The sequence below is a fragment of the Pseudomarimonas salicorniae genome, assembly GCF_023156535.1.
Lineage (GTDB): Bacteria > Pseudomonadota > Gammaproteobacteria > Xanthomonadales > Xanthomonadaceae > Pseudomarimonas > Pseudomarimonas salicorniae.
In genome coordinates this window covers 47,174-68,658 of sequence record NZ_JALNMH010000013.1, presented here as the reverse complement: position 1 = coordinate 68,658, position 21,485 = coordinate 47,174, and the positions used below count along the sequence as shown (strand labels likewise).

Here is a 21,485-nt window from a genome sequence, read left to right as displayed (position 1 = left end):
AGCCCATGGGGCTTCGCCGATGCCCAACGAGACCCGAATGTGGGAGTGCCCTTGGGCGCGACCGCGGAGATCCGCTCCGGCCGCGGTCTGTGGTGAATCCGTAGCGCTGCGGTCGCGCCCAAGGGCACTCCCACAATTTGACCGCGGCAAGGCCTGCTTTGCGGCGCAAACCGGACCTGGCAGCGCCGTTGCGCGTAGGAGCCAGCTTGCTGGCGATAGGCGCCCCGGAAGCGACGATCGCCAGCAAGCTGGCTCCTACATCCGGGTTCTGCGCAAGGTCTGCTTTGCGCCCTTTCCCGCCGCCAGCGCGGGCTGCCGCTCGGGGCGGCCCGCGCTGGACTTAGAACCGCAGGGAAACGCCCAGGTAGTAGCTGCGCTCCTGCGCCGGCTCGATGCCGTCGCTGCGCACGCGGGAGTAGTAGTCCTCGTCCAGGGCGTTGCCGACTCCGCCAAGCAGGGCGACATTCTCGTTGATCGGCATCTCGGCGCTGAGGTCGACCACGGTATACGACGGCACCACCGCGGCGATGGCGCCGCCGGCACCCGGACCATTGCTGTCCTGCCAGAAGTGGTCGCTGACATGGCTGGCGGTGAGACCCAGCTTGAGCCCGCCCGCGCTGCGGTACTGGGCTCCGGCACGCAGGATGCGCTCCGGGGCGAAGGCCGGCTCGTTGCCGATCAGGGCGGCGTTCTCGCTGCGGGTGATCTCGGCATCGAGCAGGGCCGCGTTGGCAAACAGCAGCAGGGAGGGCGCCTGGGCGTCATCGCCCGGGTTCAGCACATCGCATTCGAGGCTGGCCTCGACGCCCTGATGGCGCGAGTCGCCACTGTTGATGCGCAGCACGTCGGCGACATTGACCTGGCGCTGCTCGATCTTGTCGTCGAGGTCGATGCGGAAGGCGCTGACGTCGTAGTACACGCCGGCCATCGGACTGCCGCGCAGGCCGAACTCGATGTTAAGGGCGCGAGCCGGATCGGGATCGTTCTGCGGGGCGAGGTTGGAGCTCGGGTTGCCGATATCGTCGAAGCGCATCGGCCGGTAGCCCTGCGACACGTTCGCGTACACCTGCTGGTTTCCACCGAGCTCGTAGAGGGCGCCGAAGCCCGCCAGAGCCTCGTTGCGATCGAAGCGGCGGTCGATCGGGGCGCGGGTCAGGCCGGCCTGCTGGACCTGCTCCTTAATGCCCATGCTGACATCCTCGTAGCGCAGGGCCGGGACCAGGGTCAGCGCGTCGAAGCGCAGGATCGCCTCGACGAAGGCCGCGGCGTAGCGCGTATCCCGGGCCTGGCGGTAGACCAGGCTGCCGCCGTAGCCACCCTCGAGATCACCGCTGCGCAGGCGCTCTCGCGGGGAGTCGTCGCGGTAGACGGTCACGCCGGCGCTGAGGGTGTGCTGTTCGCCGATGTCACCCACGGCGCGCAGATCGAAGGTGTGGGCGTTGAACTGCTGCCGATCGAAGGTGGTGCTGGACGGCGGCGCCGCCGGCGGCACGAAGGCGCTGCTGCGGCGACTGGTGCGATCAAGACCGCTGTAGCGGTAGACGCCGTGCAGAGACCAGTTCTCGGTCAGCATCCTCGTATTGGCGAGGCTGGCCGCCTCGCGGTCGATCCACACCCGGTTGAACGGGGTCTTGGTCAGCTCGCGGCTGTTGGCGAACTCTTCGCTGGTCAGCCGTCCGGGCTCGCCGCTTTCGCTCTCGTAGCCGGAGAACTCGACATCCCAGACGCTGGTCTCGTCGACGCGGAAGGCCATGGCCACGCGACCGGCATTAGCCTCGTAGTCGGCGTTGTCACGCTCTCCGTCGGCGGCGCGGTGGTCGACGTCGGCGATCAGGGCGATGTGCTCGCCGCTCAGATGGGCTTCGCTGAAGGTCTGGTAGAGACTGTCGCTGCCAACCACGTGATCGCTGCGCAGCGTCGACTCGACGCCGAAGCGCGGTCGGCGGGTGACGAAGTTCAGAGAGGGGCCGGGCTGAGGCCCGTACATCAGGGCGCTGCCGCCGCGGATGAACTCCACGCTGTCCACGCGGCCGATCGGGGGGAGGTAGTACAGGGTCGGGTAGCCGAACCAGTCGCTGGCGATCGGCAGCCCGTTTTCGAGGCCGGTGATGAACTCCGACTCGTGCGGATCACCCAGGCCGCGGTAGTTGAGGTTGAAATAGGCCGGCTGCTGCAGCTCGGAGACCAGCACGCCCGGCACACGCGCAAGCACCCGGCGCAGGGCGTTCTCGACCACGGTCGGCTGCGCCGCGAGCTCGACGCGCGTGCTCTTCTTGCCTGCCTTGACCTTGCCGTCCTCGATGCTCGGCGCCACGCCCGGGAAGCGCGGGTCGGGCAGGGCCTGGCCGCGGACGACGACGCGGTCGAGGGCTTCCGGGGCGGGGTCGGGCTCGGGGGCGGCGTGGGCGTAGGCATTAAGCCCGGCGGCGAGGGCCAGGCAGAGCAGGCTGCGACGAGGCATGCGGGACTCCTGAAAAAGAAGAAAGGGGCAAATGCGAACGATTCTTATGCAATGGTGCCGGGAGAGAACCAACCGGTCAAGGCTTGCCCGCTCCGGCTGCAGCGGGTATCAGCGTGACTCCCCAGCAGCTTCCGGCATTCGATGAGCTATCTGACCTGCCTGCGCGGCCTTGCCTCCGGTCGCGCCTACCCCGCCGACCAGCCAATGAATCTCGACCCCGTGGATGGCCGGCCGGTGGTCATGGAGCTGGATCTTGAACGGCTGGCGCTGGAGCAGCCGGACGCCGGCTGGTATCGACCGCAGCGTCGCGACATGTGGCGCTTTGGCGCCCTGCTGGCGCTGGACGCCGGAAATCCGGCCGAGGCCCGCCACATCGTCCCCCTCGGCGAGGGCGCCACGCCGCAGCTCGACTACCGCGACTGGCCGGCAGCGCGGAGTGCCCAGCTGGAGCTGTGGGTCAAGGAGGAGGGCCGTGCCCATCCGGGCTTCGGTGCCAATCCGACGCAGAGCTTCAAGGATCGCGGTATGGCGATGGTCGTCGCCCAGGCGCGGCGGCTCGGCCTTCGCCGCCTGGCGGTGCCGACCCAGGGCAATGCCGGCGACTCGCTGGTCCGCTATGCGTTGGCTGGCGGCCTCGACGTGGTGGTCGCGATGCCCGAAGACACGCCCTTGCCGATCCTCGGCAGCGTGGCCGCCGCAGCGCACCGCCATCCGGACCGGGTGCAGCTGCACCTGGTCGGCCCGACCATCCGCGAGGCTGGCGCCTTCCTCAAGGAGCGCTTCGTCCCGGAGGGCTGGTTCTCCGTGGCCACCTTCCAGGAGCCGGGCTGGCGCATCGAGGGCAAGAAGACTCTGGGTCTGGAGCTGGCCGAGCCGCGCGAGGGCTCGGATCGCTGGTCCCTGCCCGATGCCGTGGTCTATCCCACGGGCGGCGGCACCGGCGTGCTCGGCATGTGGAAGGCCTGGGACGAGCTGGAGCGCCTCGGGCTGATCGATGGTCGCCGCCCGCGCATGCTCTGCGTGCAGAGCGCTTCAACGCAACCGCTGGTTCAGGCCTTCGAGGCCGGCGCCGAGGATACCCAGGCTGTGGCGGCGGGGCAGACACTGGCCACCGGCCTCAACGTCCCCGGAGGCGTCGGCCACTTCCGCGTACTGCAGATCATCCGCGAGAGTGGCGGGGCGGCGCTGGCGGTCTCGGAGCGCGACATGGCCGCGGCACTCCAGCAGGTCTGGCGGGCCCGCCGCGACTGGATCAGTCCGGAAGGCGCGGCCTGCCTCGCCGCCCTGCCCCAGCTGCTCGACCGCGGCCTGCTTCGCCCGCGGGAGCGCGTCGTGGTGGTGAACACCGGTTCACTGGAGAAGTACCTGCCGCAGCTGCGCCACCTGCTCTAGGGCGCCTCTGCCGGGGGCGCAGGGCACCAGCGATCTGGCCGGCAGCCAGCAGGCCGAGCGCGCCAAGGGCCAGCAAGAAGGCCCCTGCGGCCGCCAGCAACATTCCGCGCCAGCTTCCGCGGCGGTCGAGTACCGCCCGTTCGGCCGCCTGTGGATCGCGCCAGGCCCGGATCGTCTGTCCGATCCGGAAGTCGGACAGCACCGCTCGCGCCGCCTCCCGGCTGCTGCGCTCGGCGAGCGCGCCGCCCAGCCGGTGCCGTGAACTGCGGAAACGCTGCCCGCCCACCTGCCACTCGAACACGACCAGCGGGATATGGCTGCGACGCGGCGCCCCCGCTTCTGCGCCAGCGCGAACCGGCGAACGCACCTTGAGGTCGACGACCGTTGCGTCCACGGCGACCCAGTCGGACGCGGCATGGTCGTCGACATGCAGCTGCAGGCCGAGCGCAAGCAAGGCAGCCCCCGGTAGCAGGAGCAGGCCGAGAACGGCTCTCAGCATGCCGTCCCACCGATCCGGTGGCGACCGCTGCCCGCATTCGCTTTTCCGACGGCCGGCCAATCCTCAGGATGCCCCATCCGCGGCGCCGGCGGGCGCGTCGTCCCCCTCGCGCCAAAGCACCACGCCCAGCAGAAGGAACCAGAGGATCTGGCCCAGCCCGAACACCGCTCCCAACTCGGCAAGGGGCGGGATCAGGGTCAGCACGCCGCAGACCCCCACCGGCCAGGCCAGCCAGGCGAGCCCCCGGGGCAGGCCGCCGGGGCGCCCGCCAAGCATGGCCAGGGAGATCATCCACAGCCCGCCGACCACTTCTACGCCCCCGCCAAGCCCATCCTGCACCGCGGCAATCACGGTCCAGGCGAGCAGGGCCCGATCGGGATCGGCTTCGTGCAACTCGCCCACCACCTGAAGGCCGACGCTGGCCAGCATGCCGCTGCCGATGAGCAATCCCGCCCAGATCATGCCCAGCGCACCGATCCACTGCAGCCGCGGCACCGACACCGTGGACAGGCGCTGCTGCAGTGCGATCTGCAACACCACCAGCAGAAGCCCGAACACCACGTAGAGCATCAGCAGCCAGAGCTGGAAGGCCAGCCGGTGCTGGAGCATGAAGTCCAGGCGACCCGCGGGCGTGGCCGAGGGATCTCCGGCCTGCGGCGTCAGCACCCCGAGCAGCACGGCGAAGCCGAGCAGGTAGATCAGGGCCATGGCGATCGCCGCCAGCGCCCCCGAACGTTGCCATCCCATATCTGGATCTCCACCCCATGCGGCCCCGCTGCCGCCGCTACGAGGGTCGGTCTCCGCAAGGCCCATGTCCAGCCCGGGGCAGGGTCGAGGCGGCGGAACTGGACCCAAACCGGCCGTTCATAGGGTGCGGCTCGCCGCACCGGGCATACCGTCCGAACGCAGGAATCGATGCGCCCAAGGCGCGCCAGCGCGCAGCGAAGGACGCAGGGTGGGTCTTCGACCCGCGGAATATGGGCATGGAGATGCGAATCCCTGTTCCAGGCCGACGATCCCACCGCAGGTGAGCGTTGGGCCGCCTATCCGGCAAGTCCAGCACCCGCCCTGCGCGTACATCGGCGAACGGCCGATACCCGCCCAGACCGGCCTCGCCACCTCCCCCCGCGAAGCCCGACTGTGTCCGCGGTCTTGCCCGTGCCCGCGGCGTATCGAATGCACCAATGACCGGGGCCAGGGAGAATCCGTGCGGTCGCGACCCCGGGTCATCGCGGGAAAGCCCCGATTGCCGGGCCCGACGGGATCGCTAGCATCACCCTCGTGTAGAGAACGTCGCGCTCCGCGCGACTCAACGGTGCTGAGATGGACACTTTGCTGGCACGCGTCGCGGATTCGCTCGGCGCCGCCCAGAACCTGGAACACCTGGCCCGCCCGCTGCTCGAAGTGCTGCACGGCATCAGCGGACTGGAGGCCGTCTACCTGACCGAGGTGGACGAAGTGGCTGGCCAGCAGCGGGTGCTGTTTGTCCACGACGGTGGCAAGCCCTGCATCGACGAGGGCCTGTCGGTGCCCTGGGAAGACACCTTGTGCCGCCGCGCGCTGGCCTCGGGGCAGCGCTATACGGACGACGTGCCGGGCCGCTGGCCCGACTCCGAGGCGGCGCGGGCGTTGGGCATCGTCACCTATCTCACCGAGCCCGTGTACCTCGCCGACGGCAGTCTGTTCGGCACGCTTTGCGGGATCAGCGACCGCCCGGTGGATCGCTCGGACGGAAACGCACGCATGGTCGCGCTGTTTGCCCGTCTGCTCGGACAGCAGGTCGATCGCGAGTCCCTGCTGCGACGGCTGCGCGAGCACAACGCCGAGCTGTCCTCGCGGGCAATGACCGATCCGCTGACCGGCCTTGCCAACCGTCGGATGCTCGAGGAGGAGCTGCGGCGAACGCTGGCCCGACTCGAGCGCGACGGCGGCGAGGTCGATCTTGCCTTCGTCGACTTCGACGGGTTCAAGGCCATCAACGACCGCTACGGCCACGAGGCCGGCGACCGCCTCCTGGTGGCCATGGCAAGCAGGCTGACCGAGGGACTGCGCGGCTCGGACCTGATCGCCCGCTACGGCGGCGACGAGTTCGTCGTCATGTCGGGCGTGAGGGAGGCCTCCACCGAAAGGGAGTCGGCCACGCTGCAGTCGCGCGTCGAAGCGCTGACCCGCGGCCGCCTGGAACTGGGCGGGCTGAACTTCGACTATGCCGGCGCCAGCGTCGGCGTCATCCGGATCGGTGCCGGGGCGGGCACCGCCGATCAGGTGCTGGCCCGGGCCGATGCGGCCATGTACGCCCGCAAGCAGCAGCGCCGCGCGGACCAGGCCACGCGGCACTGAACCATGGCTCAGGCCGCCTTCGCCAGCGGTCGGGTGATCAGGAGCCGCGCATCGGTGAGGGCGGCGGACCGCGTCGCCTCCCCCATGGCCAGGCCTTCGGCTCGGATGAACTCCACGTCCTCGATGCCGAGAAAACCGAACACGGTGCGCAGGTAGCTTTCCTGATGGTCCATTGCCAGGCCCGCCCCCTCGCTGTAGCGACCGCCCCGGGTCGACACCACGATCACGCGCTTGCCGCCGGCCAGACCCTCGGGCCCGTTCGGACCGTAGCGGAAGGTCTTGCCGGCGACGGCGATGCGGTCGATCCAGGCCTTCAGCGCGCTGGGAATGGAAAAGTTGTACATCGGCGCGCCGACGACCAGCACGTCTGCAGCCAGGAACTCCTCCAGCACCGCTGCCGAGCGCAACGCCTCCGCCTCGACCTCCGCGGCCGGCGGCGACCAGTGCGCAAGCGGGTCGGCGGCGAGATCCCGATACACACGCTGCGCCCGGGGATGCGCCTGGTGCAGGGCCTCGATCAGCTCGGCGCCGAGCATGCGCGAGACCGAATGTTCGCCGAGGGCGCTCGAATCGACATGCAAGAGTTTCATGGTGGATCTCCCGTTGCGGTGCCGGCGCTGCCGGCGATGGGGTCATGCTGGGCGCACGGGCGGCGCCGACCAACCGGAAGCACGACGACGCAGCGTTGCGCGCCTGCAACGATGATCGGAGTCGACGCGGTCGCGACCGCCGACGCTCCGTCGCGGATAGACTCTGGGGCATGATGGCGAACCCGCTGCGACTGCCCACCCTCGCCCTGCTGGCCCTGGCGGCCGCCGGTCCCGTGCGCGCTCAGCCCGGAGCCGCGCAGTCGGTCCCGCCCGTCTTGCCCATCGCCGAGGTGGTGGCCGACCGCGATGCGGACACCATCCCCGACGGACTCAACCGACGGTTCAGCGTGCGCGGGGTCACCCTGGTCGGGAATCGCGCCCTGCAGGCGCAGAACTACCAGCTGTTGGTCCAGGATGAGAGCGGCGGGCTGTCCCTCTATACGCGCTCCCAGCAAGCGGACGTGGAAGCTGGCCAGGTAGTCGAGGCCAGCGGCACGCTGGGCCAGTTCCGCGGCGCGCCCCAGCTGTTCATCGATCGACTCGAGGTGGTCGGCGAGGCGCCGCTGCCCGCGCCCCGCGCCGTGCCGCTTGCCGAGGTCGACTCCTGGCAGCATCTGGGCCGACGCGTGCGCGTGGAGGGATTGGCCGGACCGCTGTCGCTGGAGGGCTACGGGCGGCTGCGCATCGACGGCGACGACGGCACCACCCTCAGCCTGTACATCCCCCAGGCGGCCGTCGACCGCTTCGACTGGTCGCTCTATCCGCGTGGCGCGCGGCTTGAAGTCACCGGGGTCTCCTCGCTGTACAAGGAGACCTGGCCCTACGACGGCGGCTTCCAGCTTGTGGTCACCTCGCCCGAGGACATCCGCGTGCTCGCCCCGCCGACGCCACCCTGGGTGCGCTGGGGCCTGTACGCCAGTCTGCCCGCCGCAGCCCTGGTGGCGCTCAGCCTTCTGGTCTTCGCCTCGATGCAGCGCAAGCAGCGGCTGCGCCAGCAGGAGCTGGCCACGCTCGGCGCCCTGTCGACAGCGTTTGCCGAGCCGGAAGGCGACGCCGCGCAGCTTTCCCGACGCGCCTGCGAGACGCTGAGCGCCTACGGCGTGACCTCGGCGGTCTGCGTGCACCTGGTCGGCGAGGACGGAGCGCTGGTCTGCGTGGCCCGCTCGGCCGATACCGGCGAGCGCCAACAGGCGCTCGACCGGCTGCTCGCCGCTCCGATCGAGGCGGACGACCTCGCAGACGGCCCCGCCGAGGCCCTGGCCCGTGCCGGGCTGCCGACCCTGGCCTGCCATCCTCTGCCCGCCTCGGAGGGCCGGCCCGGTTGGCTGTCGGTGCCTTCGATGGGCCAGCAGCGCTTGAACGCCATGCAGCAGCGCGTGCTGCTCGCGGCGGTGAAGCTGCTCGGACTCGCGCTGGAGAACCGGCGCATCCGGGAACAGGCCGAGCGCGAGCGCGCCGCCCTGCACCGGCTGGCGGTTACCGACGAGCTGACCGGGTTGTACAACCGGCGCTTCCTAGACGAATACCTGCGCATGCAGGTGCCGGTGGCGCGTCGGCGCGGCAGCGGACTGGCCTTCCTTTCCATCGACATCGACCATTTCAAGTCGATCAACGACCGCTTCGGCCATCCGGCGGGCGACGCGGTGCTGCGCCACGTGGCCGCCGCGCTGCGCGCGGCTTCGCGCAGCAGCGATCTGCCGGTGCGGATGGGGGGCGAGGAGTTCCTTGTCGTCGCTGCCGAAGCCGACCTCGAGGGCACCATCGAGCTGGCCGAGCGTTTGCGCCGCGCGGTGGAATCCATCGACCTGGGCGCGCTGGGCATCGACCCTGGACTGAGGGTGACCGTCTCGATCGGGGTCGCCCAGTTCGGCGTCCACGGCGAGGAGTCCGAGGGACTGATCCAGGCCAGCGACGAGGCGCTCTACGAAGCCAAGCGCGGCGGCCGCAACCGGGTCGCGGTGGCTGGCGCGCGGGCGGCGGGGACAGGCTAGCGTCCTGTCCGGATATGCATTGATGAGTCCGGAAAACGGATGCGTCATCGAGGCAAGGCGCGAGATGGAGGCACTGCAGCGCCATGGCAACCCCGGACAACGCAGCATCGACGGCGCAGACCGAACGGGTTCGGCGATGTGTTTCCGGGACAGGGCACAAGGGAGCCTCCGAACCAGTCCCGTGCCCGCTGGACTTGTCCAGAGGCTCCCTAACCCAGCGCGGCGGAGAGGTGGTCGACCACGGCGCGCAGTGCCGGTGACAGGGCGCGGTCCGGATAGACCAGCGACAGCCGCGTCGACTCGCCCTGCCAGTCCGGCATCAGCCGTCGCAGCCTGCCCGCAGCGATGTCCTCGCCGATGTCCGCCTCCACCCGCAGCGCGATGCCATGCGCGGCGAGCACCCAGCGGCGAACCATCTCGGCATCGTTGAACACCCAGCGCGGCTCCACATCGACTTCCACCGTATCGCCATCGACATGCGACAACCGCCAGCGGGTCACCGCGCGCTGGCGCTGCATGTAGCAGACGGTGGCGTGCTCGCGCAGCGCCTGCGGCGTGTCCGGCACCCCGTGGCGCTCGAGATAGTCCGGCGCCGCGCACAGCCAGCGCTGCAGCACCCGCAGCGGCTGGGCGACGACTCGGTCGTCGTCGAGCAGGCCGTAGCGCAGGGCCAGGTCGACAGGCTGGGCAAAGAAGTCGCTGAGCGTGTCCTCGAGAGAGAGCTGGAAGCGAACCCCGGGATGCATGCCGGAAAAGCCTTCCAACAGGGGTAGCAGCCGGTTGCGCCCAAGGTCGGCCGGCGCGCTGATCCGCACCCAGCCCTGCAGCGGCGCGTCGCGGGCCAGGGCCTCACGACCGGCCCGCAGCGCCGCCAGCACGGCCCGGGCGTGCGGCAGGTAGCGCTCGCCCTCCACGCTGAGCCGCAGCCTGCGCGTGCTGCGCAGGACCAGCCTCGCGCCGAGCTGCTGCTCCAGCCGCTTCAGCGCCGCGCTGGCGCCGGCCGGGCTGATCCCCAGCAGCCGCGCGGCCTGGGCCAGTTGGCCGCTTTCCGCGACGGCCACGAACAGGGCGAGGTCGGTTGGGGATTCGTTCATTCGCAACCAAACGTGAAGGGTGAATCCGCGCGCGGACGCTAGGCAGTGCGGCGGGCCGAGCCTAGGCTAGCCGTTCCACCGCTCCCCGCGCATCCAGCCATGTCCGCCGCGCCTGCTCCCGCCTGGTCCAGAGACATCCTCTTGGCAATCGCCTGCGCCGCGCTGATTGTCACTGTCAGCATGGGTGTGCGGCAGAGTTTCGGCCTGTTCCTGCCGCCGCTGGGCCGCGACCTGGACCTTGGCCGCGAGGCCTTCGGCTTCGCCATCGCGGTGCAGAACCTGCTGTTCGGCCTGGTCCAGCCCTTTGTCGGTGCGCTGTCCGACCGCTTCGGCGCGCGCCGGGTGGTGCTGGCCGGCGGCCTGCTCTACGCCCTCGGTCTTGGCCTTGCCGCCAGTGCGCAGCTGCCGCATGGTCTGCTGGCGGCGCTGGGGTTGTTCGTCGGGCTGGGCCTGGCCGGCACCACCTTCGTCGTCCTGCTCGGCAGCATCGGCCACTGGGTCCGCCCCGAGCAGCGCAGCGTCGCCTTCGGTCTGGTCACCGCCGGCGGCTCGCTGGGCCAGTTCGCGGTGGTGCCTCTTGCGCAGCTGATGATCGGCCAGTTGGGCTGGCGGGGCGCCATGCTCGGCCTGCTGGTCCTTCTTCTGGTTTCTTTGCTGGCAATCCTCGGACTCAAGCGCGGCGCCCCTTGCTTCGCGGCCGACGAGCCCGGCGCCGGATCGCTGGGCAGCGCGCTGAGGTCGGCGTCGCGCCATCCGCACTACTGGCTGCTCAATGGCGGATTCTTCGTCTGCGGGTTCCATATCGCCTTCGTCGCCACCCACTTTCCCGCCTACCTGGTCGACCAGGGACTGTCCGCGGGCGTCGGTGCGGCCGCGCTTGCGCTGATCGGCCTGTTCAATATCGCAGGCTCATGGATGTTCGGTGTCTGGGGCGGACGGCATTCGCGGCCGGGCCTGCTCGGCGCGCTGTACGCCGGGCGCGCGCTGAGCATGGCCCTGTTCCTGCTGCTGCCTCTGAGCCCTGCAAGCACCCTGATGTTCGCCGCGGTGTTCGGCTTCCTCTGGCTGGGCACGGTCCCGCTGACCTCGGGCGCGGTCGCCTCGATGTTCGGGCCGCGCTACCTGTCGACGCTGTACGGCGTCGTGTTCCTCAGCCACCAGGTGGGCAGCTTCATCGGCGCCTGGTGGGCGGGCAGGCTGTTTGATCGCACCGGCAGCTACGATCTCGTCTGGCAGGTCAGTATCGCGCTGGGCCTGGCCGCCGCCGCGGTCAGCTTCGCCACCCGCGACCGTCCGGTCGGCGAGCGCGCCGCGATGGCGCCGGCATGATGATGCGCACGGCCCGCCCTCTGCGCTGGATCCTCGCCGTCGCCGCCCTGCTGCTCGGCGCGGCCACTTCGCTCTGGTGCGCGGTGGGCAACGCCGTGCTGCTCGGACACCTCAACGGTATGTTGTGCTGACGCCCCAAGGAGACAGGCCATGCCCTACGTGAACGTACAGATCCTCCGCGGCACCAGCCGCGACCAGCGCAAAGCCCTGGTCGAGGACATCACCCGCTCCCTCGTCGAACGGCTGGGCAAGCGCCCCGAGACCATCCACATCGTCATCCAGGAGATCGACGAGGCCCACTGGGGCTTTGCCGGAATGCTGACCGACGACTGGAAGCGCCAGCAGGGCTGAGCCCGCGACGCGGGCAAGGCCGGCGCCGATCCACTATCCTCGGGCGGTACCGCCACGCCTTGGGAGGGGCGATGGACTATTCGGCCCTGCTGGAGGAGATCGTCGACGAACTTGCCGGGCAGCGCGGCTGCGGCAGGGTCGCCGACTACATCCCGCCGCTGGCCTCGGTGGATCCGAACCAGTTCGGCATCGCCCTGATGGAGGCCGATGGCCGCGAGCACGTGGCCGGAGACGCCGAGGTGCGCTTCTCGATCCAGAGCATCAGCAAGGTTTTCTCGCTGACCCTGGCCATGCAGCACGCCCGCGACGACCTCTGGCAGCGGGTCGGCCGCGAGCCCTCGGGCAACCGCTTCAACTCGCTGGTCCAGCTGGAGCACGAGCACGGCATTCCGCGCAATCCGTTCATCAACGCCGGGGCCCTGGTGGTCACCGACGTGATACTGGAAGTGCTGGCCGACGCCAAACGCACCCTGCTCGACCTGGTCCGCCAGCTGTCCGGCGCGGCGGATGCCGGATTCGACGATGCCGTCGCCGATGCCGAAGCCGCCAGCGGCCACACCAACCGCGCGATGGCCTGGTTCATGAAGGGCTTCGGCAACCTGCGCGGAGATCCCGAGGCGGTCCTCGACGCCTACTTCCACCACTGCGCCATCGCCCTGTCATGCCGGGAGCTGGCCCGCGCCGGCATGTACCTCGCCCACCGCGGCTGCACGCTCGACGGTACCTGCATGCTGAGCCCGCAGCAGACCCAGCGGATCAACGCCATGATGGTGACCTGTGGCGCCTACGATGCGGTCGGCGACTTCGCCTATCGTGTCGGGCTACCGGCCAAGAGCGGGGTCGGCGGCGGCATCCTCGCCGTGCTGCCGGGACATTTCAGCGCCTGCGTCTGGAGCCCCGGGCTCGATTCAGCGGGCAACTCGATGCTCGGCATCCGGGCGCTGGAGGCGCTGACCGCGCGCACTGGACTGTCGGTCTTCTAGGAGGCACGGGCGCGCATGTCGACCTCCTCCCCGCTGACCCGTCCGGATGCCGCACCGACCCGATACTTTGCCGGCGACGGCGAGCACGACCATCGACTGATCCTTGCCTACTACGTCGCCGCGGTAGGCGTGCTCAGCCTCTACGGCATCCGCGTCTGCCCCTTCATCGCCGGGCTCGATGCGCTGGCGGTCATCGCCACCTTCCTCGTCGCCTTCACCGCGGCCTTCGGCCTCAAGCTGGCGCTCGAGCCGCGGCTGATGCCGGCCGGCGAACCGTTCACGCTGTCGATCTATCAGTTCGCCATCGACCTCGCCCTGTTCACCGCGGTGGGCGTCGGCATCTCGCTCTACAACCACCACATCCACGGCTTCCCACTGGAGTCGGGGGGCAAGGTGCTGATCGGCTGCATGATGTTCGGCATCTTCGCGGGCCTCGACAACGGCCTGCGCCGCGAGCGTCGCACGCCCTCGCCGCTGGACCGGATCACCGAGACCCCGCGCAAGATCTTCCCGATCACCGACCGCCTGTTCGTGATCTTCGTCTGCGTCGGCATCTTCACCGGCGCCGTGTCGGGACTGGTGATCGTCAAGGACATCGACTACCTGATCGCGCACATCGACGACGAGCCGCACGCCAAGCTGCGCCGGGCGATCTTCATCGACATCGCCTTCGTCATCGGCACCGTCCTGGTGCTGGCCATGCGCCTGCTCTGGTCCTACGGCAACAACCTTGCCTACATCCTGCGCCTGCAGATCGACGGCCTGGCGCATGTCTCGGAGGGCCGGCTCGACACCTTCGTGCCGATCATCACCCGCGACGAGTTCTCGCTGATCGCGGCCAAGACCAACCGGATGATCGCCTCGCTGCGCGACGCCCATCGCGAGCAGGACGAGCTGTTCGCGGTCAGCCAGGCGCTGGCCACCGAGCTGCGCCTCGACCCCCTGCTGACCCTGATCGTCGCCACCACACGCGGCTTCGTCGGCGCCGACCGGGTCAGCCTGTTCCTGCATGATGCGGAGCGCGACGAGCTCTGGGGCCGGGTCGCCGAGGGCAGCGCCGAGCCGATCCGCTTCGCCGCCGACCGCGGCATCGCCGGCGAGTGCTTCCGGAGCCAGCAGCCGGTCCGCATCGACGACGCCTACGCCGACCCGCGCTTCAACCCGGAGTTCGACCGCCGCTCCGGCTACACCACGCGCTCCCTGCTCTGCGTGCCGGTGGAGGACCGCGACGGCCGCTGCATCGGTGTGATCCAGGCCATCAACAAGCTCGGCGGCCGGTTCGACGTCAACGACGAGCGTCGCCTGCGGGCCTTCGCCGCGCAGGCCGCTATCGCCCTGGTCAATGCCCAGCTGTTCGCCGACCTGGCCCGCGCCCAGCGCTACAGCGAAAGCATCCTGCGCAGCCTGACCAACGGCGTGGTCACGCTCAACCCGCAAGGCCAGATCGTCACTGCCAATGCCGCGGCGCAGGCCCTGCTGGGCCTTGACGGAAGCGACCAGGGCAGCGACTTCGTCGAGTGCATGGGCACGGGGAATGACTGGCTGATCAGTGCGCGGGAGGCCGGCCGCGAACATTACCTTGGCGAAGTGGAGCTGATCCGCCGCGACGGCAGCACGCGCCAGGCGGTGACCAGCCGCGTGCCACTGGCCGATCCCGACGGCCGTGCACTGGGAACCATGCTGGTGTTCGACGACGTCACCGAGGAGAAGCGCGTCCGCAATACGCTCTCGCGTTACCTCGCGCCGCAGGTGGCCGAGCAGATGCTGGCCAATGCCGACCTCAACCTCGGCGGCGTCGACCAGCGAGCCACCGTGCTGTTCTCCGACATCCGCGACTTCACCACGATCTCCGAGCAGCTGGGCGCACGCGACACGGTGGCCATGCTCAACGAGTACTTCTCGCAGATGGTCGAGGCGATCAGCGCCGAGCACGGCATCCTCGACAAGTTCATCGGCGACGCGGTCATGGCCCTGTTCGGCGTGCCCTTCCCCGGCGAGGACGACGCCGACCACGCGGTGCGCGCCGCCCTGTCGATGCAGGAACGCCTGGTCGAGCTGAACGCGCGACGCGCCGAACGCGGCGAGGCGCCGCTGGCGATCGGAATCGGCCTCTCCACCGGTGAGCTGGTGGCCGGCAATGTGGGCTCGCCCAAGCGGATGGATTACACGGTGATCGGCGACACGGTGAACCTCTCGGCGCGGCTGGAATCGGCCACCAAGACCTATGGAGTCAGCATCCTGCTTTCCGACGCCACCAAGCAGGCACTGCGCGGTGACTATCCACTGCGCGAACTGGACCGGGTACGGGTCAAGGGTAAGCAGCAGGCTGCGGTTATCCACCAGCTCATGCTGCCCGCTGAACAGCTCGCCCCAGCGGCGCTCGAGCAGTACTCCGGGGCCCGCGAGCGCTACCTGTCGGGCGAATGGGCGGAGGCCGCCGCACTGCTCGAAGACCTTTGCCGGGCGCATCCCGAGGACGGCCCCAGTGCCACCTTGCTGCGACGCTGCCGGCGCCTTGCCGAGCAGGCACCGGCGTACTGGGATGGCGCGTGGCCGCCGCCCGAGAACGGCTGAAGGCGGAGCCTGCGCCGCGCGGCCGTTGCGCTCAGCGGACGAAGCGGCCCGCGATCTCGTTCAGACTGGAGGCCTGCTGACTCAGCGCCTGGGCCGCGGCAGCGATTTCTTCGACCAGTGCGGAATTGGCCTGGGTCGCCTGATCCATCTGTTCCACCGCCGCGTTGACTTCGTTGATGCCCTTGGCCTGCTCGGCGGCGCCGGCGGCGATCTCGGCAACGATCTCGGCCACCTGTCGCGCCGAGGCGACGATGCTGTCCATGCGATCACCGGCGCGCTGGACCTGTCCAGCGCCTTCCTCCACCCGCGCCTCGGACTGGCGGATCAGGCCGGCAATCTCCTTGGCCGCATCGGCCGAGCGCTGGGCCAGCGCACGCACCTCGCTCGCCACCACGGCGAACCCGCGGCCCTGCTCGCCGGCCCGCGCAGCCTCGACCGCGGCATTCAGGGCGAGGATATTGGTCTGGAAGGCGATGCCATCGATCACCGAGATGATGTCGGACATCTTCTTCGATGACTCGCGGATCGCCTGCATGGTGCTGACCACCTCGATCACCGCCTGGCCGCCCTCCGCCGCGGTCTGCGCGGCCTGGCCGGCAAGCTCCTTGGCCTCGCTGGCGTGATCGGCCGAACTCGCGACCATGCTGTTGACCTCGTGCAGGGCCGCCGCCGTTTCCTCGATGCTGGCTGCTGCCTGCTCGGTGCGCTTGGACAGGTCGTTGTTGCCCTCGGCGATCTCGCCCGAGGCAGCGTGGATCTCCTCGACGGTGCGCTGGATCTCGCCGATCACCTCGCCGAGCGCATCGGCAGTGGCATTGGCATTCTGGTTGAGCTCGCCGAACTTGCCCTCGAGCCGTGCCTTCGAACGCACCGAGAGGTTGCCTTCGGCCAGCGCCTGCATCACCGTCTCGACCTCGCCGATCGCCGAGGCGGTGGTGCCGATCAGTTCGTTGAACACCTCGGCCAGCTCACGGAAGCGGGGATCCTCGATGCGGGTATCGACGCGGGCGTCGAGGCGCCCCGCGCGGGCCCTGGCGACGGCTGCTCGCAGACCCTCGCGGAAGGTCGATTCAGCGCTGCGATCGAGCCATTCCAGCGCAGTACCCAGTCGCGTACCCTCCTCGCCCTTGATCGGCGTGGCATGCAGCTCCATGACCCGCGCCCCCAGCCGCACCTCGGCCTGGTGAGCATTGGGTAGCGCGGAGCTCACCGCCTTCTGCAGTTCGGGCGCGTCGGCGAACAGCGCCAGCCGCTGGCCGGCCAGCGCATCGACACTGAAGCCCGGCGTGCGTTCGCGCAGCACCGGCTCGGCCTCGCGCAGCACGCGCTCGATGGACGGGTTCATGTAGAGGATGGCGCCCTCGGCATCGGCGATCATCATGCCGGCGCTGCCGGCATCCAGGGCCCGCCGGACGCGTGCATTCTCGGCGGCCACCACCGCCTCGCGCTCGATGCGTTCCCTGAGGTCACAGCGCATGCGATCCAGCGCGCGCAGCAGGCCCGCCAGCTCGTCACTGCCGCGGGCTTCGATGGTCCGGTCGAGGCGTAGCGCGGCAATGTCCTGCGCCGCGCCGCCTGCACGGCGCACGGAATGCAGGATGCTGGTCAGCATGCCTCCGGCGATCAGCACCAGCAGTCCGATCAGCAAGAACAACTCGGCGCCGAGCAGGTAGAGCGCATCGCGTGTCGCTTCGGCATTGGCCGCAGACAAGCCGGAGAGTTCCTGGATCTGCCGCGTGTTGAAGGCGCCGAGGCGGTCGATCTGCGCGGTCAGCAGGGCAAAGGATTCGGCCCCGCTCATCGACGGCTGGTCGCTGCTGATGTCTGCCTCGACGGTCGACAGCGCCTGCTCCAGCGAATCGCGCAGCGCGGCGGACTCCGCGCCGAGCACTTCGGCCAGCGCAGGGTTTCGCGCCAGCGCCTTGTCCAGCTCGGGGAAATACTGCGCCGCGCGTTCGCGGGCCGCGACCAGCAGCACCTGCAGGCGGCCGCGCTGCTGGGCATCGGGTGTCGGTGGGCTCGCCGCTTCGGCAACAGGGCCGTCTGCCGTGCCATCCGCCGAGCCGTCCTCCGGCGGGGCTGCCATTGCAGCGGCTTCGACGGCGGCCGCATAGCCGGCCAGATAGCTGCCGAGGTTGCCGCGCAGCCGGCCCAGCCCCTCCCCCAGCTCCGGACCGAGCTTCAACGAGGCCAGCATCAGGTGGAAGGCGTCGGCATAGGGCGTGTAGGAATAGCCCGACTCGTCACGCACCGCGTCGAGCGCGCGAAGCAGGCGACTGACCGCCGTGGTGCCATCGGTGAGCACCTGCCGGGGATCGCCCCCTGCAAAGGCCTGCTGCGCGGTGTCCCAGGCCCGACGGGCCTCGGCAAGGGCCTGCGCGGTCGCGGGGTAACCCGCCTCCTCGCTGGCAGTGCGGGCGAGCTCGGCGAGCGCCCTGTCCACCCGCTTGGTGGCCTCGTCCAGCTGCGCGGCATCTGCCGCCCCTCCAGAGGCGCGCAGTGCGGCAAGGCCACGCGCGCGCTGGGCGCTGAACACCGCTTCGGTCACTGTCGATGCCAACGGTGCGCCGCGCAGTTCGGCCTCGGAGACTTCCATCGCCGCCCACTGCAGGCTCACATCCTGCCAGGCGGGCAGCGCAACCGCGGCGAGCACCAGGCCGGCCAGGAGCAGGAATTTCGCCTGCAGCGACCAATCGTCAAGCCATCCGAGCATCCAGCGCATCGTGTTTTCCCCCCAGGGTCGCGCTCATGGTAACCGTCGAATACCCCCCGAGGATGCCAGCTGATCAGGCCAGCCCGAATAGGGAGAAACGAGACGGTCCATGGGACAAGCTGCCCAAAGCAGCGAACGGGGCGACAAGCGGCGCAAGCTGATGAGCGCGTCACAATGCTTCGTGGCAAAGTGTCGTAAGAGTCAATGTCGCCGGGTGCTGCCGGCGCATCGTGCGTCGTCCCGGGCCCCCGCCAGGAGCTTCCATGGCCACCAACTCGCTTCCGTTGATCGAAGTCTCCCGGCTCAGGCCCGGGATCTACGTGGTCCTGGACCTGGGCTGGCGCCGCCACCCCTTCCCCATGAACAGCTTCACCCTGCGCAGTCCCGAGCAGATCGAGACCTTACGCTCGCTGGGTCTGGAGAAGGTCCGCTACAGCCCCGAGCGCAGCAGCGTGCCGCCGCTGCCGCCGAGTGCCGCCACCAGACCGCAGCCCGCAGCGCCGCCCCGACCTGCACCCGAAGTCGCCCGTCCGGCCGACCCGGAGGCCGCCAAGGGGACCGTTTCCGTGATCGTGGCGATGCAGCTGGAGGACCCGATCGAGAAGCAGCAGGCAATGCTGCGTGCGCTCGAGCTGCGCCAGCGCCAGGCTGCGCAGAGCCACCAGGCCATGCTCAAGCGCATCGGGCCGGAACCCGCCGAGGCGGCGCGGGTCTGCGAGGCGCTGGCCGACGAGCTGCTCGAGTGGCTGCCACAGCAGGGCGAAGTCGCCCTGCGCCTGCTGAGCCCGGGCAGCGGCGACCAGCCCTCCACGCACGAGATCGGCGTCGCCAGCCTCTGCCTGCTGCTCGGCCGCGACTGCAACATGCCGGCCCCGATGCTGCGCCATCTGGTGCTCGCCGCCCTGATGCACGACGCCGGCAAGCAGCGGGTACCGAGCTTCCTGCATGAGGACTACGGCCAACTCACCGAGTTCGAGCGCCAGACCTACCGCCAGCACATCGAGTTCGGCGTCGAGATGGCGCGGCGCATGGAACTGCCGCGCGAAGTGGTCGAGGCCATCGCCCAACACCACGAGTTTGCTGATGGCAGCGGCTTCCCGCACCGCCTGGATCTCGACGCGCTGGGCCCGGTGAGCCGCGCCCTGATCCTCTGCAACCGCTATCACAACCTGGTCTGTCCGCTGCACGTGGAGACCGGCCTGACCCCGCATCGAGCCCTGCAGCGGATCTTCCGCGAGGAGCGCGATCGTTTCGATCCCACCCTGCTTGCCCGCTTCGTCAAGCTGCTCGGCGTCTATCCGCCGGGCACGCTGGTCGAGTTGACCGACCACCGCATGGCCATCGTGGTCGCCTCGCAGCCGGGCAATTCCCTGGCGCCGAGGGTGCAGATCGTCGATCTGCCGGACGAGGCCCGACCTGGCCTCGCCATCGACCTCGACCCGGCCAAGGGCGTGGGCGTGCGCTGCGGTCTGTCTCCGGACCAGCTCAACGTTCGCTGGGCCGCCCGCGCCCGGCAGATTGCGCGCAGCGGCATCGCCATCGAGCCGCTGGCCGAGGCGGGCCGCCTGGCGGCCTGAGCCGCACCTGCTGCCCTGATTCTCGGGTCGCACGGCCGGGCGCCGGCTTACGGGTCGGGCAGGCCGCGTTCGGCGTAGGTGGCCAGCAGGTGCCGGTAGAAGCGTTGCATCCTGGCGTACTCCGCGACCGGCATCCGCTCGTTGCTGCCATGGAAGCTGGCCATCAGCTCGGCATCGAGCTGGACCGGGCTGAAGCGGTACAGCCTTGGGGTCAGCACCGCGTAGTGACGGGCGTCGGTGGCACCGCTGGTGACATAGGGCGCGACCAGCATCGGGCCGTCGCCGGTTGCGAGGAGCGAACGCTCGATGGCGGCGAACAGCGGATCGTTCCAGTCGGCGGGATCCACGGGATCGCCCGCGAACCCCTCGACTTGCGCGACCTCGATCGCAAAGGGTTCGACCAGCTGGCGCACTCGGCGGGTGACCGCCACCACGCTGTCGCCAGGCTGGATGCGGAAATTGACCACCGCCTCCGCCTGGCGCGGCAGGATGTTGTCCTTGACGCCGGCGCGTAGCTGGGTCGGCGCCGTGGTCGTGCGCAGGGTGGCATCGGTGGTGGGCGAACCGGCCAGCTGCGCCACCACCATCGGTTCGAACAGCCAGAGGTTGGCCAGCGGCACACGGGCCGCGAGGTCCACATGGGGGGCGATTCGGGCCAGCATCTCGCGGTGCACGGCCGACAGTCCGGGCGGCGGACGCTCGGCTTCTAGCCGGGCGATGGCCTGGGCCAGCCGCCCGACCACGGTCGGATGGGGCGGCATCGACGAGTGCCCTCCCTCGCCCGAGGCGGTCAACCGCAGGCTCAGGTAGCCCTTTTCCGCGACGCCGACACTGGCCAGCGGCAGGTCGGTACCGGGCACCAGACCGGTGGTGATGGCGCCGCCTTCGTCGAGCACCGCTTCGACCTCAACACTCCGTTCCGCCAGCAGTCGGGCGATCTCCGCGGCGCCGCGCTGGCCGCCGGTTTCCTCGTCATGCCCGAAGGCCAGCAGCAGCGGGCAGCGCGGCCTGAAGCCCTCGGCAAGCAGGGCCTCGACCGCCTCGAGGATGGCCATCATCGAGCCCTTGTCGTCGATTGCACCGCGTCCCCAGACCGCCCCCTCGGCCAGCGCTCCGGACCAGGGCGGATGGCGCCAGCTGTCCTCGCTGCCCGGCTCGACCGGCACCACGTCCTGGTGCGCCGCCAGCAGCAGAGCCGGACAGTGCTCGCGACCCGGCAGCCGGAAAAGCAGTGCGCCGCCGTTCACCACCTCGCGCTCCATCGCCCCGTGTACGCGGGGAAACCCCTCCGAGATCAGGTCGTGCAGGGCCAGGAAGGGCGCCAGGCTTTCCGCTTCGGCGGAGGCGCTCAGCGTCCTGATGCGCAGCGCCGCGGACAGCCGGGCCAGCGCGGCCTGCTCGTCGAGCACCGGACGATACGACGCCACCTCGGGATACGCCGCATCGAGACGCCATGTGTTGAAGGCCAGCACGCCCACGAGCAGGACCAGCAGCAGGGACAGCCCCTTGAGCAACGTCTTGATCATGGTCTCCCCCGTCCTTGCTGCCGGCATGCTGCGCGAGGCGGGCAGGCATCGCAACGGCCGGTCCG

The 21,485-nt window shown here is 69.9% G+C and carries 14 protein-coding genes and 2 pseudogenes; 9 read left to right on the top strand and 7 right to left on the bottom strand.

The window, feature by feature from the left end; translation table 11 throughout:
- Positions 1 to 340: 340 nt before the first annotated feature.
- Positions 341 to 2,461, bottom strand: coding sequence for a TonB-dependent receptor family protein (locus M0G41_RS15280; protein WP_248210774.1), 2,121 nt, complete (start codon positions 2,459 to 2,461; stop codon positions 341 to 343).
- A 141-nt stretch (positions 2,462 to 2,602) separates the two neighbouring features.
- Here M0G41_RS15280 and M0G41_RS15275 point away from each other — a divergent pair, with 141 nt between their 5' ends.
- Positions 2,603 to 3,853 (top strand): threonine synthase, encoded by a 1,251-nt coding sequence (locus tag M0G41_RS15275; protein WP_248210773.1) that lies wholly within the window; start codon positions 2,603 to 2,605, stop codon positions 3,851 to 3,853.
- Between the two features lie 127 nt (positions 3,854 to 3,980).
- Here the strand turns inward: M0G41_RS15275 and M0G41_RS18925 are convergent.
- A pseudogene (locus M0G41_RS18925) lies at positions 3,981 to 4,352 on the bottom strand (DUF3592 domain-containing protein); the annotation flags it as partial.
- 63 nt (positions 4,353 to 4,415) lie between these two features.
- Complete coding sequence (locus M0G41_RS15270; RefSeq protein ID WP_248210772.1) at positions 4,416 to 5,099, bottom strand: hypothetical protein; 684 nt, start codon at positions 5,097 to 5,099, stop codon at positions 4,416 to 4,418.
- A 576-nt stretch (positions 5,100 to 5,675) separates the two neighbouring features.
- On the opposite strand from M0G41_RS15270, the gene M0G41_RS15265 reads away from it, so the two are divergent.
- On the top strand, positions 5,676 to 6,692 hold the full coding sequence (locus tag M0G41_RS15265) for a GGDEF domain-containing protein (RefSeq protein ID WP_248210764.1): 1,017 nt from the start codon (positions 5,676 to 5,678) through the stop codon (positions 6,690 to 6,692).
- A gap of 8 nt (positions 6,693 to 6,700) precedes the next feature.
- Here M0G41_RS15265 and M0G41_RS15260 read toward each other — a convergent pair whose 3' ends face one another.
- Complete coding sequence (locus M0G41_RS15260; RefSeq protein WP_248210762.1) at positions 6,701 to 7,282, bottom strand: FMN-dependent NADH-azoreductase; 582 nt, start codon at positions 7,280 to 7,282, stop codon at positions 6,701 to 6,703.
- 170 nt (positions 7,283 to 7,452) lie between these two features.
- On the opposite strand from M0G41_RS15260, the gene M0G41_RS15255 reads away from it, so the two are divergent.
- Positions 7,453 to 9,273: a diguanylate cyclase gene (locus M0G41_RS15255; protein WP_248210761.1), complete on the top strand. Its 1,821-nt coding sequence runs from the start codon at positions 7,453 to 7,455 to the stop codon at positions 9,271 to 9,273.
- A gap of 209 nt (positions 9,274 to 9,482) precedes the next feature.
- Here the strand turns inward: M0G41_RS15255 and M0G41_RS15250 are convergent, their stop codons facing one another.
- Positions 9,483 to 10,367, bottom strand: coding sequence for a LysR family transcriptional regulator (locus M0G41_RS15250; protein ID WP_248210760.1), 885 nt, complete (start codon positions 10,365 to 10,367; stop codon positions 9,483 to 9,485).
- Positions 10,368 to 10,466: 99 nt separating this feature from the next.
- On the opposite strand from M0G41_RS15250, the gene M0G41_RS15245 reads away from it, so the two are divergent.
- From M0G41_RS15245 to M0G41_RS15230, 5 genes and pseudogenes are all read left to right on the top strand, one after another.
- Entirely contained in the window at positions 10,467 to 11,696 is a 1,230-nt protein-coding gene (locus tag M0G41_RS15245) for an MFS transporter (protein ID WP_248210758.1), read from the top strand.
- Entirely contained in the window at positions 11,693 to 11,827 is a 135-nt protein-coding gene (locus M0G41_RS18710) for a hypothetical protein (RefSeq protein WP_282452969.1), read from the top strand. Before M0G41_RS15245 ends, M0G41_RS18710 begins: the two co-directional genes overlap by 4 nt.
- Positions 11,828 to 11,840: 13 nt before the next feature.
- Positions 11,841 to 12,047, top strand: a pseudogene (locus tag M0G41_RS15240) (2-hydroxymuconate tautomerase); the annotation flags it as partial.
- A 71-nt stretch (positions 12,048 to 12,118) separates the two neighbouring features.
- Positions 12,119 to 13,030, top strand: a complete 912-nt coding sequence (locus M0G41_RS15235; RefSeq protein WP_248210756.1) for a glutaminase — start codon at positions 12,119 to 12,121, stop codon at positions 13,028 to 13,030.
- A gap of 15 nt (positions 13,031 to 13,045) precedes the next feature.
- Positions 13,046 to 15,604, top strand: coding sequence for an adenylate/guanylate cyclase domain-containing protein (locus M0G41_RS15230; RefSeq protein WP_248210755.1), 2,559 nt, complete (start codon positions 13,046 to 13,048; stop codon positions 15,602 to 15,604).
- A gap of 31 nt (positions 15,605 to 15,635) precedes the next feature.
- Here M0G41_RS15230 and M0G41_RS15225 read toward each other — a convergent pair whose 3' ends face one another.
- A complete protein-coding gene (locus M0G41_RS15225) occupies positions 15,636 to 18,317 on the bottom strand; it encodes a methyl-accepting chemotaxis protein (protein WP_248210754.1) in 2,682 nt (893 codons plus the stop codon).
- A gap of 263 nt (positions 18,318 to 18,580) precedes the next feature.
- Between M0G41_RS15225 and M0G41_RS15220 the strand changes: the two genes are divergently transcribed.
- Positions 18,581 to 19,894 carry an HD-GYP domain-containing protein gene (locus M0G41_RS15220; RefSeq protein ID WP_248210753.1) on the top strand — a complete coding sequence of 438 codons (1,314 nt, stop codon included), beginning with the start codon at positions 18,581 to 18,583 and terminating at the stop codon, positions 19,892 to 19,894.
- 47 nt (positions 19,895 to 19,941) lie between these two features.
- On the opposite strand, the gene M0G41_RS15215 is transcribed toward M0G41_RS15220, so the two are convergent.
- Positions 19,942 to 21,420 (bottom strand): M20/M25/M40 family metallo-hydrolase, encoded by a 1,479-nt coding sequence (locus tag M0G41_RS15215; protein ID WP_248210752.1) that lies wholly within the window; start codon positions 21,418 to 21,420, stop codon positions 19,942 to 19,944.
- Between the last annotated feature and the right edge of the window lie 65 nt (positions 21,421 to 21,485).

Bases quoted from the DNA above. Each gene is read 5' to 3' on its own strand.
- M0G41_RS15280 (WP_248210774.1), bottom strand. From the start codon at position 2,461: ATGCCTCGTCGCAGCCTGCTCTGCCTGGCCCTCGCCGCCGGGCTTAAT.
- M0G41_RS15275 (WP_248210773.1), top strand. From the start codon at position 2,603: ATGAGCTATCTGACCTGCCTGCGCGGCCTTGCCTCCGGTCGCGCCTAC.
- M0G41_RS15270 (WP_248210772.1), bottom strand. From the start codon at position 5,099: ATGGGATGGCAACGTTCGGGGGCGCTGGCGGCGATCGCCATGGCCCTG.
- M0G41_RS15265 (WP_248210764.1), top strand. From the start codon at position 5,676: ATGGACACTTTGCTGGCACGCGTCGCGGATTCGCTCGGCGCCGCCCAG.
- M0G41_RS15260 (WP_248210762.1), bottom strand. From the start codon at position 7,282: ATGAAACTCTTGCATGTCGATTCGAGCGCCCTCGGCGAACATTCGGTC.
- M0G41_RS15255 (WP_248210761.1), top strand. From the start codon at position 7,453: ATGATGGCGAACCCGCTGCGACTGCCCACCCTCGCCCTGCTGGCCCTG.
- M0G41_RS15250 (WP_248210760.1), bottom strand. From the start codon at position 10,367: ATGAACGAATCCCCAACCGACCTCGCCCTGTTCGTGGCCGTCGCGGAA.
- M0G41_RS15245 (WP_248210758.1), top strand. From the start codon at position 10,467: ATGTCCGCCGCGCCTGCTCCCGCCTGGTCCAGAGACATCCTCTTGGCA.
- M0G41_RS18710 (WP_282452969.1), top strand. From the start codon at position 11,693: ATGATGATGCGCACGGCCCGCCCTCTGCGCTGGATCCTCGCCGTCGCC.
- M0G41_RS15235 (WP_248210756.1), top strand. From the start codon at position 12,119: ATGGACTATTCGGCCCTGCTGGAGGAGATCGTCGACGAACTTGCCGGG.
- M0G41_RS15230 (WP_248210755.1), top strand. From the start codon at position 13,046: ATGTCGACCTCCTCCCCGCTGACCCGTCCGGATGCCGCACCGACCCGA.
- M0G41_RS15225 (WP_248210754.1), bottom strand. From the start codon at position 18,317: ATGCTCGGATGGCTTGACGATTGGTCGCTGCAGGCGAAATTCCTGCTC.
- M0G41_RS15220 (WP_248210753.1), top strand. From the start codon at position 18,581: ATGGCCACCAACTCGCTTCCGTTGATCGAAGTCTCCCGGCTCAGGCCC.
- M0G41_RS15215 (WP_248210752.1), bottom strand. From the start codon at position 21,420: ATGATCAAGACGTTGCTCAAGGGGCTGTCCCTGCTGCTGGTCCTGCTC.